Source organism: Caballeronia sp. GACF4 (assembly GCF_023631025.1).
Lineage (GTDB): Bacteria > Pseudomonadota > Gammaproteobacteria > Burkholderiales > Burkholderiaceae > Caballeronia.
The window spans coordinates 338,569-353,634 of the sequence record NZ_JALQDW010000018.1; the positions used below are offsets into that span (position 1 = coordinate 338,569).

Annotated in this window: 14 protein-coding genes; 2 read left to right on the forward strand and 12 right to left on the reverse strand. The window is 63.3% G+C overall.

What is annotated here, in order from left to right; translation table 11 throughout:
• Window positions 1-11 precede the first annotated feature (11 nt).
• Window positions 12-2,396 (forward strand): DNA polymerase II, encoded by a 2,385-nt coding sequence (locus tag NCR40_RS16620; RefSeq protein ID WP_502800991.1) that lies wholly within the window; start codon window positions 12-14, stop codon window positions 2,394-2,396.
• Between the two features lie 125 nt (window positions 2,397-2,521).
• On the forward strand, window positions 2,522-5,200 hold the full coding sequence (locus tag NCR40_RS16625) for an ATP-binding cassette domain-containing protein (protein WP_250510002.1): 2,679 nt from the start codon (window positions 2,522-2,524) through the stop codon (window positions 5,198-5,200).
• Window positions 5,201-5,330: 130 nt separating this feature from the next.
• On the opposite strand, the gene NCR40_RS16630 is transcribed toward NCR40_RS16625, so the two are convergent.
• Genes NCR40_RS16630 through NCR40_RS16685 form a run of 12 tightly spaced genes read right to left on the reverse strand, consistent with a single transcriptional unit; the run spans window position 5,331 to window position 15,052 of the window.
• Window positions 5,331-5,756, reverse strand: coding sequence for a hypothetical protein (locus NCR40_RS16630; protein ID WP_250510003.1), 426 nt, complete (start codon window positions 5,754-5,756; stop codon window positions 5,331-5,333).
• A complete protein-coding gene (locus tag NCR40_RS16635; protein ID WP_250510004.1) occupies window positions 5,753-7,084 on the reverse strand; it encodes a FliI/YscN family ATPase in 1,332 nt (443 codons plus the stop codon). Before NCR40_RS16635 ends, NCR40_RS16630 begins: the two co-directional genes overlap by 4 nt.
• A complete protein-coding gene (locus NCR40_RS16640) occupies window positions 7,084-9,159 on the reverse strand; it encodes a flagellar biosynthesis protein FlhA (protein WP_250493332.1) in 2,076 nt (691 codons plus the stop codon). The genes NCR40_RS16635 and NCR40_RS16640 overlap by 1 nt, the downstream gene beginning before the upstream one ends.
• 17 nt (window positions 9,160-9,176) lie before the next feature.
• Window positions 9,177-9,917 carry an EscU/YscU/HrcU family type III secretion system export apparatus switch protein gene (locus NCR40_RS16645; protein WP_250510005.1) on the reverse strand — a complete coding sequence of 247 codons (741 nt, stop codon included), beginning with the start codon at window positions 9,915-9,917 and terminating at the stop codon, window positions 9,177-9,179.
• Between the two features lie 15 nt (window positions 9,918-9,932).
• Window positions 9,933-10,658: an EscT/YscT/HrcT family type III secretion system export apparatus protein gene (locus NCR40_RS16650; RefSeq protein ID WP_250510006.1), complete on the reverse strand. Its 726-nt coding sequence runs from the start codon at window positions 10,656-10,658 to the stop codon at window positions 9,933-9,935.
• Between the two features lie 2 nt (window positions 10,659-10,660).
• On the reverse strand, window positions 10,661-10,936 hold the full coding sequence (gene sctS / locus NCR40_RS16655) for a type III secretion system export apparatus subunit SctS (RefSeq protein WP_244828251.1): 276 nt from the start codon (window positions 10,934-10,936) through the stop codon (window positions 10,661-10,663).
• On the reverse strand, window positions 10,933-11,583 hold the full coding sequence (locus NCR40_RS16660) for an EscR/YscR/HrcR family type III secretion system export apparatus protein (protein WP_250510007.1): 651 nt from the start codon (window positions 11,581-11,583) through the stop codon (window positions 10,933-10,935). The genes sctS and NCR40_RS16660 overlap by 4 nt, the downstream gene beginning before the upstream one ends.
• Window positions 11,580-12,563 (reverse strand): FliM/FliN family flagellar motor switch protein, encoded by a 984-nt coding sequence (locus NCR40_RS16665; protein ID WP_250510008.1) that lies wholly within the window; start codon window positions 12,561-12,563, stop codon window positions 11,580-11,582. The genes NCR40_RS16660 and NCR40_RS16665 overlap by 4 nt, the downstream gene beginning before the upstream one ends.
• Window positions 12,560-13,315 (reverse strand): FliH/SctL family protein, encoded by a 756-nt coding sequence (locus NCR40_RS16670; RefSeq protein WP_250510009.1) that lies wholly within the window; start codon window positions 13,313-13,315, stop codon window positions 12,560-12,562. The genes NCR40_RS16665 and NCR40_RS16670 overlap by 4 nt, the downstream gene beginning before the upstream one ends.
• Window positions 13,309-13,890, reverse strand: coding sequence for a hypothetical protein (locus NCR40_RS16675; protein WP_244828245.1), 582 nt, complete (start codon window positions 13,888-13,890; stop codon window positions 13,309-13,311). The genes NCR40_RS16670 and NCR40_RS16675 overlap by 7 nt, the downstream gene beginning before the upstream one ends.
• Complete coding sequence (gene sctJ / locus NCR40_RS16680; protein WP_250493340.1) at window positions 13,887-14,729, reverse strand: type III secretion system inner membrane ring lipoprotein SctJ; 843 nt, start codon at window positions 14,727-14,729, stop codon at window positions 13,887-13,889. Before sctJ ends, NCR40_RS16675 begins: the two co-directional genes overlap by 4 nt.
• Window positions 14,729-15,052 (reverse strand): hypothetical protein, encoded by a 324-nt coding sequence (locus NCR40_RS16685; protein WP_250466923.1) that lies wholly within the window; start codon window positions 15,050-15,052, stop codon window positions 14,729-14,731. The genes sctJ and NCR40_RS16685 overlap by 1 nt, the downstream gene beginning before the upstream one ends.
• Window positions 15,053-15,066: the final 14 nt, after the last annotated feature.

Below are 15,066 nucleotides of genomic sequence, written 5' to 3' on the forward strand. Positions count from 1 at the left end.
TGCCTTGCCGCATGCGCTTTTCGAAGGGACGGGCTTTGTCATCCGCACAACAGGGATTTTTGCTGACGCGCCACTGGCGCGATACACCGGCCGGCACGGAGGTCGAGTTCTGGCTCGCCACCGATGACGGCCCACGCAAAATCCGAATCGGCGCGCAGACGCCTGTTGCATTCATCCGCGCCGAAGATCGCGCGAAAGCGGAGCCGCTCGTCGCGAGCGTGCGCAATGCTGAACTGCGCGATTTGCAGCTCAAGGACTTTCGCCAAAAACCGGTAATCGGGCTGTACTGCCCACAGTATCGGCAACTGCTGGCGCTCGAAAAAACCCTTAAAAACGCGGGTATCGTTGTCTATGAGGCGGATATTCGGCCAACCGAGCGCTATCTCATGGAGCGCTTCATCACCGCGCCCGTGACCTTCGAAGGCGAAGCGCGCGACGGTTACATCTTCAGCGAACTCAAGCCTGCAACTTCGTATCGGCCAAACCTCAAGCTGGTTTCGCTCGATATTGAAACGAGCGTTCGCGGCGAACTCTATTCGATCGCGCTCGAAGGCTGCGGCGAGCGACAGGTCTATATGCTCGGCCCGGCCAATGGCGCCGATGCATCCGTCGACTTCGACCTCGACTACTGCGCAAGCCGCGCCGACATGCTGCGCCGCTTCAACGAGTGGATGGAGCGGCACGATCCGGATGCGATCATCGGCTGGAACGTGGTGCAGTTCGATCTGCGTGTGCTGCAGAAACACGCGGACGATTACGGCGTGCCGTTACGTCTCGGCCGCGATGGCAGCACGGTGGAATGGCGCGAACACGGCATCAAGCGCAATCATTTCTTCGTTTCGATTGCGGGGCGGCTCGTGATCGACGGCATCGAGTCCTTGCGTTCGGCGACGTGGAATTTTCCGTCGTTCAGTCTCGAATATGTCGCGCAGTCGCTGCTCGGCGAAGGCAAGGCGATCGACACTCCCTATGCACGCATGGACGAAATTGAGCGGCGCTTTCAGGAAGACAAGCCGGCGCTCGCGCGTTACAACCTCGTCGATTGCGAACTCGTGACCAAGGTCTTCGACAAGACCGAACTGCTGCCGTTTCTGCTCGAACGCGCAACCGTTACGGGTTTGGCGGCGGATCGCAGTGGTGGATCGGTGGCGGCGTTCACGCATCTATACATGCCGCGCATGCATCGGCTGGGCTTTGTCGCACCCAATCTCGGCGATGTCCCCGAGGAAGCGAGTCCCGGCGGATTCGTCATGGACTCGCGGCCCGGTCTTTACGATTCCGTTCTTGTGCTCGACTACAAGAGCCTGTATCCGTCGATCATCCGCACGTTTCTGATCGATCCGGTCGGGCTCGCGGAAGGCATGCACGAGACCGATGAAGCCGCCACCGTGCCCGGTTTTCGCGGTGCGCGTTTCGCGCGCGAGAAGCATTGCCTGCCCGCTATCGTCGAGCAAGTGTGGGAAGGTCGCGAGGCGGCGAAGCGTCAACGTAACAAGCCGCTTTCGCAAGCGCTCAAGATCATCATGAATTCGTTCTACGGCGTGCTGGGTTCGAGCGGTTGCCGCTTCTTCGATCCGCGCCTTGCGTCATCCATCACCATGCGCGGACACGAAATCATGCACCGTACACGCGAACTGATCGAAGCGCGCGGCTATGGCGTGATTTACGGCGACACCGATTCCACCTTCGTGTGGCTGCGCCGTGCACGCGACGAAGCAGATGCTGCGCGTATCGGCCGCGCTCTCGTCGAGCATGTCAACGAATACTGGCAATGTCATTTGCGCGAGACCTTCGGACTCGAAAGCGCGCTGGAGCTTCAGTACGAAACGCATTACCGGCGCTTTTTGATGCCGACCATTCGCGGCACGGAAGAAGGCAGCAAGAAGCGTTACGCCGGTCTCACGGCGCGCGCGGACGGCAGCGAGGAGATCGTGTTCAAAGGTCTCGAAACGGTGCGCACGGACTGGACGCCGCTCGCGCAACGTTTCCAGCAAGATCTTTACATGCGTATCTTCAAGGGCGAATCTTATGCGGACTATGTGCGCGATTACGTCGAACGCACCCGACGCGGCGAGCAGGACGAACTGCTCGTCTATCGCAAGCGCCTGCGCCGCAGCCTCGACGATTATCAGCGTAACGTTCCGCCGCACGTACGCGCCGCGCGCAGTGCCGACGAACAAAACACGCGCCTCGGACGTCCGCTTCAATATCAGAACGGCGGCTGGATCAGCTATGTGATGACGCTCGCCGGTCCCGAGCCAGTGGAAGCGCGCCATGCGGCCATCGACTATGAACACTACGTGACGAAGCAGCTACAGCCGATTGCCGACGGCATCCTGCCCTTCCTGCGCGAAGACTTCGATACTTTGATGTCGGGGCAAGGCGCGCTGTTTTAGCCGGTTCATGCGGGCGCGTTCCTTGCTGCCGCATCTCCCCGAAGTCCGGCAAGAGAACGACGGACCGCGCCGCGTTTAACCGCTCCCAAGGCGCCTTCCTCCCTCAACTTCCGGGATGGTTGCATATGTCGACTGCATCAAGCGAAATCAGCCGCTCGCAATTGCGTAACCGCATTACTGGCGATCTCTGGCAGGCAATCTGGAAATTTCGCGTACAGACGCTCGTCGCGGTGACGTTGATGATCGCGTCGCGCCTCGCTGTGGTGTCCGTGCCGCTGATGCTGAAGCACGTCATCGACGAGTTCAGCCAGCCCACGGCGAACCTCGTGTTTCCGGTGTTCGTGATCCTCACTTACGTGCTGATGCGTTATCTCGGCGACGTGCTGAACGAAGCACGCGATGTGGTGTTCAGCATCGTCACGCAACGTACGGTGGCGTCATTCACGGAGCGTACATTCGCGCATTTGCATAACATGGGTGCGCGTTTTCATGCGCAACGCGAAACCGGTGGCGTGGTGCGCGACGTGCAGAAGGGCGCGGACGGTATCGGCTTTTTGCTGGGCGTGGCGATCTTCACGATCGTGCCGACATTGATCGAAATCGGCACCGTCGTGGCGATCATGGTAAGCCAGTATGCATCGACTTTTTTGCTGGCGATTGGCGTGACCTTCGTGTGCTATGCGGTCTATACGTTCATCTTCACGCGCTATCGCATGCGCTTTCAGCGCGCGGTCAATCGGCTCGAAGCAAAGTCCGACAGCCGTCTCGTCGATAGCCTGCTCAACTACGAAACGGTCAAGCTCTTCGCAAGCGAAGAGGTCGAACGCGGCCGGCTTTCGAGCGTGCTCGAACAATGGGTGCATGCACGCACCGCGAATCAACGCGCGTTGACCATTCTGCATGTCGGGCAAAGCACGATCATCGCGGTGGGCATTGCGGCGGTCATGCTGCTTGCCGCGCAACACGTGGTTTCGGGAACGATGAGCGTCGGCGATCTCGTGCTGGTGAACGCGTACATCGTGCAGGTGTGCTCGCCGCTGAACACGCTCGGTTTCGTGTTTCGCGAGACCAACGATGCAATCGTGAACGTCGAACGCATGTTCGAGATTCTGCTTGCGCGCGGACGGCGTGGCGAGGATATCGACGAACAGGACGCGAAGCCGCTCGTGGTGAGCGCGGGCGAGATCGAGTTCCAGCACGTGGATTTCGGCTACGATCCGGCGCGGCAGATCCTGCGCGATATCGACTTTCGCGCGCACCCGGGCAAGAAACTCGCGGTGGTGGGCGGCAGCGGGTCGGGCAAGTCCACGTTGATGAAACTACTCTTCAGGCTTTATCAGCCGACGGCCGGTGTGATCACCATCGACGGACAGAATCTCGGCGAGATCACGCAGAAGAGTCTGCGTGAAGCCATTGGCATCGTGCCGCAGGATACGGTGCTCTTCAACGATACGATCGCCTACAACATCGCGTATGGCCGCCCTTCGGCGACGCGTGCCGATGTCGTGCGTGCGGCGCGCGCGGCGCAACTCGACGGCTTCATCGAACGCTTGCCCGATCACTACGAGACGCGTGTCGGCGAACGCGGTGTACGGCTGTCGGGCGGCGAGCGGCAGCGTATTGCAATTGCGCGCGCCATTCTGAAGGACCCGCGCATCATCGTATTCGATGAAGCCACTTCCGCGCTCGATACCCGTTCGGAACGCGCGATTCAAAGCGAACTCGACCGGCTCGCGCAAGGGCGCACCTCGATTGTGATCGCGCATCGGCTCTCGACCGTGGTCAATGCAGACTGGATTCTCGTGATGGAGCACGGGCGCATCGTTGAGCAGGGGCAGCATGCTGAATTGATCGAACGCGCGGGCGTCTATGCACGCATGTGGTCGCTGCAATCGCAGCAAGGCGAACTCGCGCACGCGCAACGCAAGGTATCGTCGCAACCGGTGGGACTCGGCTCGCTGATCGCCGGCGTGGTGGATGGACTGCATGAAGAGATCATCGAGCACGGCGTGCATCTCTTCACGGTGATGACAGAGCCGGATCTTCGCGTGACGGGCGATCCCGGCGTGCTGCAGTTCGTGATCGCCGATCTGTGCCGCACGGAAGTTCGCGCGGCAACGCGCGGCGCGCGTGTCGAACTGCGAGTGGAGCGCGAAGACAATCAGGTGCGCTTGTGCGTGCTCGGCCCGGGCAATAAGCCCGCGCCGCTGACCGAGGAACAGGCGGCGCGGCTCGAAGAGGCGCTTACCAGCACGGGCGGCAGTTTCACGGTGAATTACGTCGATGGCCATCTCGCGTATGTCGCCGTCATGCCGTTGCGGCCTGTCGTCGAGGCCGACGATGCATCGAGATTGACCGAGCCGAAAGCGAACGTTGCCGAAGCGCTCAAAGGCCTTTCGATCATGGTGCTCGACGATCAGGAAGATGCCCGCGAAGCGCTCGAAGCCGTTCTGGAAACGGCTGGTGCACAAGTGCGGTTGGCCGCGTCGGGAACGGAAGCGCTCGACTGGCTTGAGGTGACGCCTGCCGAGGCGTGGCCGAATGCGTTTCTATGCGACATCGTGCTTGGCGAGGAAGACGGCTATCAAGTGCTGCGTCAAGTGCGCGAACTCGAAGCGTCGCGGCGGGTGTCGCTGGATCGGCGCATGCCGGCAATCGCATTGACGGGACATACGCAGACGGATGACCGCTTGCGCGCGCAGCTTGCGGGCTTCCAGTTGCACATGACGAAGCCCGTGCCTGCGGAAAAGCTTATTGAAGCGATTCTGCAAGTCGCCGCGCGGCTGGAGCGCGCGGGGCGTTGAGCGCGTTGGCGCGCGTCAGGCACGCTTCGATCGCGTCGTGAGCCCGAGCGCTCTGACATAGCCCGCGGCGTCTGGGCGATGAGACGCGATTGCACGAGGGTCGTCGGCCATGCTGGCCGCGCCGATCGGTTCATGGATCGTCGTCGTCGTCCTTAAAGCAGGCTAGCGCCGCTCTTTCATGGGCGCGTGCGTCGTCGTGCTTCTTTATGTCACGCTGCAAGGCGGACATGGCGGAACGGACGTTCGCCTCGGCGCGCAGCAACAAGGCTTGCGCCTGCAAGACCGACGCGTTCAGCGCCGCTGCCTGAAGCCGATGCGCGTGTAAAGCGCCTCGCCATGTCGCAGCACCGCCATGCTCGTGCGAGCACAAGGCGAGTAGGCGCGGCAGTTGTGCGGCATGGTTGCGCAGCAGTTCCGTGCGACGGGCTACTTCGTCTCGTGCCTCGCATGCGGCCTGTCGCGCCTGCGCGAGCGTTGCCTCGCCGCGCCGCACCCGCAGCCCGCGTACGCGCGCAAGCACCGCCCAGCGACGCAGATCTCCGGCGCGGCCCGTCACGTGGATGTGTCGGCGCCTTCGCCGAGCGCCTGCAATGCCGCGATTGTCTTATCGAAAGCGACGTGGCTGTCATGACGCTGCCGAAGGAAGGCCGTAATGGCCGGATGACGGTCGATGGCCCGGTCGCTCGCGGCATCGCTGCCGCGCCGGTATTCGCCTATCTGGAGCAGCAGCTCGACGTCCCGATACCGCGCGAGCCACTTACGCACGCGCTGGGCGCATGCGCGATGCGACTCCCCGGCGACCCGCGTCATGAGCCGGCTCTTGCTCTGCAAGATATCGATGGCGGGATAGTGTCCCGCGGCGCCTAAACGCGACGAGAGCTGGATATGACCGTCGAGCAGCGAGCGCGCTTCTTCCACGATGGGATCGGCGAGATCTTCGTCCTCGGCAAGCACGGTAAAAAACGCAGTGACGCTACCGCGACCGAGCAGGCCGCCCATTTCGACGATTCTCGGCAGTTCCGCGAACACGCGTGGCGGATAGCCCCGCCGCACGGGCGGTTCGCCCACGGCGAGGCCGACTTCGCGCAGGGCGCGCGCGTAGCGCGTCAGCGAGTCGAAGAGCAGCAGGACGTGGCGACCTTGGGAACGCAGCGCGGCCGCGATCTCGCAGGCTAGACGCGACGCGCGGATACGTTCGGCCGCTGGACGATCCGATGTCGACGCGACGACGACAATCCGCTCGCGTTCATGCAGATGGTCATGCACGAACTCATTGACCTCACGCCCACGCTCCCCGACGAGCGCGATCACGATGGCATCGGCTTGTGCGCCGTTCGCGATCATGCCGAGCAGCGTGCTCTTTCCGCCGCCCGCGGTTGCGAAAATGCCGACACGCTGTCCAACCCCGCAAGTGAGCAATCCGTCTATCGCCCTGACACCGGTAACGAAGGGTTGCGCGATCAACGGGCGGTCGAGCGGATTGATCGCGGTCGTTGCGTCGAAGCGCGCGCTCGAATGGGCAAGCGGCGCGGGCGGCCCGCCATCGAGCGGCTTGCCGAGGCCATCGAGAATGCGCCCTTGCAAGCGCGTTGCATCTAGCCGATTCCAGTCGAGCCCGCATCCCTCCACGCGCGTGATGTCGGAGAGTCCCGCGAGTCCGGATAGCGGCATGACGAGTGCGCCGTCCGGAGCAAAACCGACTACTTCGCCTGTTTGCTCCTCGAGTGTGTCGGGCCGCACGAGTCGCACACGTTCGCCGATTCGCAGCGACGCGCCGACCACGCGGACGATCACGCCACGCGCCTCCACCACGCGGCCGTGAAGCGTCGGTCCGGCCATCAAGCTGCCGACCGGCTTTGCGTCTTCATCAGTCGTCTTGCGCATTATGGCCTCGTGAAGGTAACCGAAGCGTTGATGCGGTAGACGTCGCGTGGAATCTCGTCTATGGCGAGCACATCCATGCGGATGCCGATCGCTCCCAGCACCTGCGATAAATGCGGCCGTAGAATCGCCGAGGTGAGTAGCAGCCTCACGGGCGTGGCCGCACCGCTCAAAACGCGGCGCAACGTATCCAGTTGCATGAAATCGAGCGGGCAATATGGCTCGCCGTCCGAGCCGTGGCGAATGCTGGCTTCGAGCTCGTTCTCCCACTCGGCTTCGAGCACGCCGCCGCGAATCTCCCAGGTATCGAGGTTCGCATGGGTACGCGCGATTTGATGGCCGAGTTCGATACGGCTTTCGCGCACCATGCGTTCGAGCGTTTGTTCGTTTGCGGACACGCGCAGAATGGCTTCGAGGATGCCACGCAGATTGCGGATCGACACGCGTTGCTGCAGCAACTGCCGCAGCACGGCCGCGAGCCGGGCTGTCGTGATCCGTTGTTCGATCTGCGCGACGAGTTCGCGAAACTCGGGGCTCAGACGATTGAGCAGAAAGCGCACCTCTTGCGTGCCGATCAGGCGCGGTGCGCACCGCTCGAATATCTCGATGAGGTGTTGAGCAAGGACGTCGTCGGGCGTGGCGGTATTCAGAACGGAGGCATCGAGCGACGCGGCGGCGCCGGCCGCGATCCACACTGACTTCTCGAAGCCCGGTCGATACCCCGACGGGCCTTCGGCCGGCACATCCGCCGGGCGTCCGCTCGCCAGGACGTGCTGGGGCATGAGCGTGCCGCTCGCGAACGGTACATCGTCGACATCGATGATGTAGCGCTCGGCGGCGAGCCGCTCGTCGATCACGACGGCAAGGCCGGGAAAGGGCAGGCCGAAGCGCGTGTTGAGATGATGGCGCAGCGTGCCGAGCACGCGGTTGAACGCATCGCGCGGCACGGCTTTGAAGGCGTCGTTGCCAAGTCGAAGGCGCAGCACGGTGCTCGTTCCAACCTCGGCCTCGTCGAGCAAATGGGGCATGTACCGGCTGCCGTCGCGCGCAAGCGCGGGCATGGGAGCGCGTGCCTCGTCGCGCGCCCGTTGCGCCGCGCGCATGAGCACGAAGCCAAGTCCTCCGAGCAGCGCGGCCAGCAGCGCAAACTGCGCATGCGGAAAGCCGGGAATGAGCGCCAGTGCCGCGCAGCACGCGCCCGCCATGACGAGTGCGTGAGGCCGAAGCGTCAACTGCTCGTAAAGGTCCGTGCCGAGATTGGTGGCGCCGCTCGCGGGCGATACTCTCGTGACGAGCAGACCGGCCGCGATCGACACGACGAGCGATGGTATCTGCGAAACGAGGCCATCCCCGATAGTCAGGATCGTATAGACCTGCAAGGCGTCGCCAAACGGCATGCCGCGCTGCCCGATGCCAACCGCGAGTCCGCCCACGATATTCACGAGCGCGATCACGAAACTTGCAATGGTGTCGCCCTTGACGAACTTCATGGCGCCGTCGAGCGATCCGTAGAAATAGGTCTCGCGTTCGAGTCCGGCACGCAGCAGCGCTGCCTGCTCGGCGGTGATGAGCCCGCTTCGCGAATCGGCGTCGATACTCATCTGGCGTCCTGGAATGCCATCCAGCGTGAAGCGCGCCGCGACTTCCGCGATGCGGTCCGCACCCTTCGCGACCACGATGAACTGAATCGCACAGAGCACCAGGAAGACGACGATGCCGACTGCGACGTTGCCGCCCGCGACCAGCTCGCCGAAGGCCTGGATGATGCGCCCGGCGTGCGCCTGGAGCAGGATCATCTTGGTGGATGCGATGGCCAGCGCGAGACGCAGCAGCGTGGTCATGAGCAGAAGCGCGGGAAAGCCCGGAAGATCCGCCGCGCGCGACACGTAGATCGTGGAGAACAGCATGACGAAACCCGCGCAAAAGCTCATGCCGATGAACAGATCGAGCAGGAACGGCGGGATGGGCAGAATCAGCAACGCCAGCACGCTGATGAAACCCGCGGCTGCCGCGATGTGTGCGTGGCGCGCGATCTGTCGGGGCAAGCTGGCAAAGAGAGGAACGGATGGGCGGTTCATGATTCCGGATTCGGGGTTTAACGGTTCAGATCGCGATGAAGCGCGCGTCGCCGGCCTTTGACGTAGGGGTCGCCGTGTTCGTCGCGGTATTCGCGTTTGAGTTCTTCCTTGTCCATGCGCAAACGGCGCTTTCTCAGCACGTGCTGCATGGCATAGTCGGCTACCGCGGGCGCGGCCTGCGAAAGCGCAACCAGCGCGAGCAGACGGGAATGGCTGAGAGACGCGAGCGCAAGCTGGGATAGCGGATCGAGCGAATACGCCGGCTCGATCTGCACGAGCCATTCTGCCGTCACACGCCAGGCCACGAAGATGAGCACGGCGAACTGGAACAGCATCAGTACGGTCTCGAACGCGACCTTCAAGCCGAACAGATTCTTCAGCCCTTCCACCGGGTTCAGACGCTTGAGATCGAGCGCGATCCGCCTGAACGACACGAGTCCACGCGTTTGAACGAGTTCAGGTATGACGTTGGCAAGCATGCCGGCACTGAGCATGATCAGCGCTCCCTTGCCCGGTTCGAGCAGCGCATTCAATACGGCCTTGAACTGCCACGCGAACGAACGGCTGGCGTCCAGTCCCGACACGGCGTCGATCATGTGGACGAAACCGGAGAACGTGTGTGGCGCTTCGAACGCCAGCAGCAGCCACCACAGCGCGGCGCTCATCGCGGTGCTCAAATGGGCGCTCTTCGCAATGTCGCCGTCGGTTCGGGCGCGCAGCAGCCGGCGAGGCGTGGGCTTTTCGGTTTTGTCGCTCATATCGACCGGTGCCTCCTATTCGAGATTCAGCGAGACGGCGAAGATGCGCGCGAGTCGATCGAGGATCGCTGGAACGCACGCCATCAGCGCGAAGGAGAGCACCATTGCCTTGAACGTACGCGCAGTGGAAAACGGATTGAGACGCTTTGCATGCCGCGACGCGAGTCCGAGCGAAACGTCGGTGAGCAGCATCAAGGCGAGTAACGGCGCCGAAAGCTGCAAGCCCTGCGCTAAAGACTGCGGCAAACGCGTTTCCGAGAACATGGAGAGGAGGCGCGCGAATCCACCGGGATACGGTCCGCCCGGTGGCCAGATCGACCACGCGTCGGCGAAGACTCCGCACAGTGCGACAAGACCGTGGCCCGTAAAGAGCGTGAACGCCGCGAATTGAGTGAAAAGCGTTTGAAACGCGGCGGATTCCTGCTGAAAGTTCGGGTCATAGACCGCGCCCACGCTATAGCCGCCTTGTTGATCGAGGATGGCGCCCGCCGTGGAGGCCGCATGAAAGACGACGCCGAAACCGAGTCCCAGCAAAAGACCGATGCCAGCTTCCATGACGCTTGCCGCAAGCGGTTCGTGCGGCAATCCCGCTTGCGCGGGCAGCACCGCGAACATCAGCACGAGCGGGGCACGCAGTGTCACACCGAGCGCTCCGTCGTTACCAAACGGAATCAGGGCGAGCGCCACGGCTGGACGAATCATGCAGAAGGCGAAGCCGCTCAATTGATCGAGGATGTTCATGGTCAATGCGTGCGGCCCGAGGCGATCATCGTGAAGATATGGCTCAAAAGACGCGCGACTTCCCGGTTCGCCCACGGCGCCGTCACGATCAGCACGAGTCCGACGCACACGATCTTTGCACCGTACGGCAGACTCTGATCTTGGATCTGCGTGACCGATTGCAACAGACCGAGCAAAAGACCGACTGCGGTCGCGACGGCGAGCATTGGCAACGAAAGCCAGAACACGAGCAACAGCGCGTCGGTTGCGAGCGAGGTAAGGGAAGGAAGCGAATTCACTTGGCGTAACCGAGAATGAGTGCATGCATGAGTCTGGGAATGCCGGAGGCAGCCACCAGCACGAAGAGCTTGAGTGGAATGGAGACGGTGCTCGGCGACAGCATCATCATGCCCATGGCGGTCAGCACGTTCGCGACCACCAGATCAATGACGAGAAAGGCGATATAGAGCAGGAAGCCCGCTTCGAAGCCGCTCGAAATCTCGCTGATCAGAAACGCCGGAACGAGCAGCGTGAAGTCGCTTTCTTGCGCGTCGAGAGCGGGATCGGTGCGCTTTGCCGCGTCGAGCAGGAACGCACGTTCTGCCGGGCGTGAGTGCGCCAGCATGAATTCCCCGAGCGGTCCACGAACGGCGTCGATCATCTGCGGGAGGGGCGGCAATTGCCCGCTTTCGACGCCCTCGTCGAGGGAGAGCGCGTCGCCGATAGCGTGCAGGGTAGGCGCCATCACGACCAGGGTTGCCGCGAGCGCGAGACCGGATATCGCCAGGTTGCCGGGCGCTTGCTGCACTCCGAGCGCGGAGCGCAACAGCGTAAGGACGATGCTGAACTTCGTGAACGAGGTGCACATGATGACGACGAGCGGCGCCACGCTCAGTAGAAAGAAGACGCCGACGAGTTGCAGTTGCCCGGTTTGCGCTCCGATCATGACGCGACGTCCGGATGGGCGGATTGCAGCACGCTCGTGATCCGCACGGCCAGCACATCGTCTATGTTCACCAGTTCTCCCTTGGCGAAGGGCAATCCCTGGCACAACAGCGTGACCGAGCGCTCGCGTACCGAAAGCTGCAGCGACACCAGCGAACCCTGTCGCAAGCGGCTGAGTTCGTGTAAGGACAGGCGCATCGAGCCGATCACGGCGTCGAACGGAAAAGTGAGGGCTTCGACCGGAATGAATTCGCTGGTCAGTTCGGATGGCTGATTGTCTTCGTTGAGAATGGGGCGATCTAGCACGATCTGATCTCCAAGAGTTTTCAAGAGAATGCGCTGTGTGCCGTTGCGAAGAGGCAAGCGCAGGTATTGAACTGATTTGTCGAGCACCAGCGCGTCACCGGCGCGAATGCGCCGCAAACGCAAGAGCGTGAGCGTTGGTCCGGCGACGCAGACCGGAATGCTGACGACGATCTGGCGCGCAAGCGCGCTCGAATTGCACTGCGGATCAGGCTGGCGCCGCAGCCAGCGATCCACCGCCTCGCAGTGAAATGACAGGCTCGCCGTGCGTCCGCTTTGGACGTGCGTAAGCGCGAGGCCATAGGCGCCCGGCGCGGGCGACGCGTCATAGGAAACGCCGGTCACATCGAGCGCGAAGCCGAATGCGCCTTCCAGCGCGCAAAGCCAGTCCTCGCACGCGTCGGCAATCAGCTTGTGTGCGAGCTTCCCAGTCTTTTCCAGACTCTGGCGCGAAAGTTCGGGGATAAGCGCCCGCGCATCCAGATCGAGTACCAGCGGCTGACCGCAGGCCATGCCGTGCAGCCGCAGCGGATAGTGCGAGCGACACGGCTCGAACGCGAGCGTGTAGCGCCGATGGCCTACGCTCACTGGCACGTCGGCGCCGAAATGCAAGGCAGCGATGTTCTGCCGCTCCGCCTGTTCACGTGTGAGCCGTTCGAGGCCGGCGAACGGATTCATATCGCGGCGCCCCCGCTCGTGGCATTGCACGCGATCCAGCCGGCCGGCGCGGCATCGCGGGAAAGGACGTCGAGCGTGTCGCGCAGTCCTTGCTCGATGACATCGAATTGCCTGAGAAGACGGTCGTCCAGACGCGTGTATTCGTCGAGCACGGCGGCGATCGCATCGCGGATGCCGCGTTCGAGTGCGGCGAGCTGCTGCCGCAAGCTGCCATCGATTACGCCGATATCGGTTTCGACCACGCACGAACGCGGCGGCAGATCGGCGTCGCCAAGAACGGTGATGAGCGTCAGGCCCAGCTCGTCTTCCATCGCGCTGACTGCTTGCCTGGCTTCCTCGTAATCGCATGCCGAGACGCGCACGGAGAGCGGCCGTTGCCCAGGCGCCGCTTGCAGACTGCGGCGAAGTTGATTCGGAAAGATCGCGCCGGCAGGCATGTCGCCGACGACGTCGCGTACGGCCTCGACGACGATCTTCACGAGGCGATCGTTCAAGCCACGAAGCGCAAAGGCGGCCGCGGCGGCCGGCATGGCGAGGTCATGCACCGCCGCCGCGCGGCCCGCGATGAAACCGCGTGCGAGCGCCTGCCGTCTGACACGCCGGGCGCGTTGCGCGAGGTCGGCTGCCTCTTGCCTCGCACGTTGTGCATTCACGCGTTGCAGCGCGGGCAGGTCTTGCAGCAAGGCGAGATCGTTGGCGCAAATGTAACCGTCCGATTCGACCCGCCAGTCGGAAACTCGCCAGATCAGCATGGCCGCCTCTCTGTGTCGAGGAGTTGCAGTGCATCGCCGATCAATTCGAGCGCCGCTCGCGCCGACACGAAAGGCAGGCGCCATTGCGCCGCGGCCGTGGCGTACTCGCAGGGCAGACGCACTTTCATCCACAGCCGTTGTGCGTGGCCGCTCGTCGCCCGCAGTGCGAGCGCGATCCCGGCTATGCACAGGCTGCGCCGGTTGAAGAAGTCGACAGGGGAGTCGAGCCTCAGGTCGGGCTGCTGTCCGCGCCGATGGCACTGGAGCCGCGCGAGCGGCGGCAAGCCCACCGCGCCCGAGAACTGCGTGTGCGCGGCGGCGCTCACGAGAAGGCGCAGCGAGCGCGCGCACGCCAGCGCGGCGCACAGGCGCAAGAGTCGTCCGCACGCCGGGCGCGCGAGCGGCGCGGCGAACCACGGCAATTGCTTGGCGCCGGCCTCGGCGAGCGTCGGAAAGCGCGCGAAAAGATGCAAGGCGGCTGCGGCGCGGGCGCGCTCGCTGCGTGCGGGCGTGGCTCGTCCGCACCAGCTGTGATGCGCCCAGCCTGCGACGTCGAGAATGGGTAGGGATTTCATGTGCGGTCTTCGCGAGAATGGGAGGAGTCGTTGGCGGCTGCGCCCGGCTTCGGCTTCGCCGGCACGGCCTGGCGGGTCCGCCGCCTGAAAAACGTCACACCGGGTATGCGTATCCGCGGCAATGCGCGAATGCCCGAATCCCACACCCAGACGGCCAGGATCAACAGCAGCGCCATGACGGTCAGAACGATGAGGACACGCTCGACCTTGCGCTGATCGGCAAGCGGTGGCGGACAGTGGCCCGTCTGCGCGCACAGATCGATTTGCGTGACGACCGGCATGACGGGAACGAGCGTCACGTAGACCTTGTCTTGCGTGAGCCCCTGCACCGCGCCGGCGACGAGCGCGCGGATCTTCTCGCGCATGGGCTCGAGATTCGCGTCGCTGCGATATCGCACCATGACAGACGCGCTCGGCAGCATCGGGGGGCCGAGTAGCGGATCTCGCTGCGGATCGACGATATGCACCCGCGCCACCAGCACGCCGTCGATCGTTTCGAGCGTGGCGGCCAATTCTTCGGTGAGACCATAGACGTAGCGCACGTGGTCTTCTTCGGGGCTCGAGATCAATCCCTGGCGGCTGAAGAGTTCGCCGAGATTGGCATGACTGGCGTGGGGCAAGGCATACGCGCCGGTCAGCTCGGTCGCGGTGACGGCTTCGTCTTCATCGACGGATACGGTCCACGTCTTGTCGGCGTTGCGCTCCTTCGAGCTCTCGACACCGTGTTGACTGAGGACCGCGACGATGCGGTTGGCCTGGTCCTCGTCCAGCCCCTCGTATAACGAGGTCTTGCATGCGCCGAGCAGGACGAGCGGCAGAAGAATGAGCGCGCGACGCATTACGTTCTCTGAGTGATGGATTGGATGGCGCTGCCTACGCTCTGGGCAAGATGCGACAGCGTAATCAGCGTGACCGAGTAGTCGCTGACGGCGGCTTGCAGCGTGAGCATCTCGCCTGTCGTAAGCGGCCGTCGGCGGGTGGGATCGAGCAACGCGCCGAGGGGCGCGGCCGCTCCTTGCAAGGCGAACTGAGCTTGCTCGGCAAGGCGCGTGATCCCTTCGCCTCCCGTGCCGGCATCCAGTTGCGCCGGTGTGGCGGCGATCGCTGGCGGCGTCGCGTCGACCTGAAAAGATTGGATGGCAACTGCTTGCGAAAGCATCATCGTGAATATTCTTG

Coding starts and splice junctions, on each gene's coding strand:
- NCR40_RS16620 (WP_502800991.1), top strand. CDS start 12: ATGCGCTTTTCGAAGGGACGGGCTTTGTCATCCGCACAACAGGGATTT.
- NCR40_RS16625 (WP_250510002.1), top strand. CDS start 2,522: ATGTCGACTGCATCAAGCGAAATCAGCCGCTCGCAATTGCGTAACCGC.
- NCR40_RS16635 (WP_250510004.1), bottom strand. CDS start 7,084: ATGCGCAAGACGACTGATGAAGACGCAAAGCCGGTCGGCAGCTTGATG.
- NCR40_RS16640 (WP_250493332.1), bottom strand. CDS start 9,159: ATGAACCGCCCATCCGTTCCTCTCTTTGCCAGCTTGCCCCGACAGATC.
- NCR40_RS16645 (WP_250510005.1), bottom strand. CDS start 9,917: ATGAGCGACAAAACCGAAAAGCCCACGCCTCGCCGGCTGCTGCGCGCC.
- NCR40_RS16650 (WP_250510006.1), bottom strand. CDS start 10,658: ATGAACATCCTCGATCAATTGAGCGGCTTCGCCTTCTGCATGATTCGT.
- NCR40_RS16660 (WP_250510007.1), bottom strand. CDS start 11,583: ATGATCGGAGCGCAAACCGGGCAACTGCAACTCGTCGGCGTCTTCTTT.
- NCR40_RS16665 (WP_250510008.1), bottom strand. CDS start 12,563: ATGAATCCGTTCGCCGGCCTCGAACGGCTCACACGTGAACAGGCGGAG.
- NCR40_RS16670 (WP_250510009.1), bottom strand. CDS start 13,315: ATGCTGATCTGGCGAGTTTCCGACTGGCGGGTCGAATCGGACGGTTAC.
- NCR40_RS16675 (WP_244828245.1), bottom strand. CDS start 13,890: ATGAAATCCCTACCCATTCTCGACGTCGCAGGCTGGGCGCATCACAGC.
- sctJ (WP_250493340.1), bottom strand. CDS start 14,729: ATGCGTCGCGCGCTCATTCTTCTGCCGCTCGTCCTGCTCGGCGCATGC.
- NCR40_RS16685 (WP_250466923.1), bottom strand. CDS start 15,052: ATGATGCTTTCGCAAGCAGTTGCCATCCAATCTTTTCAGGTCGACGCG.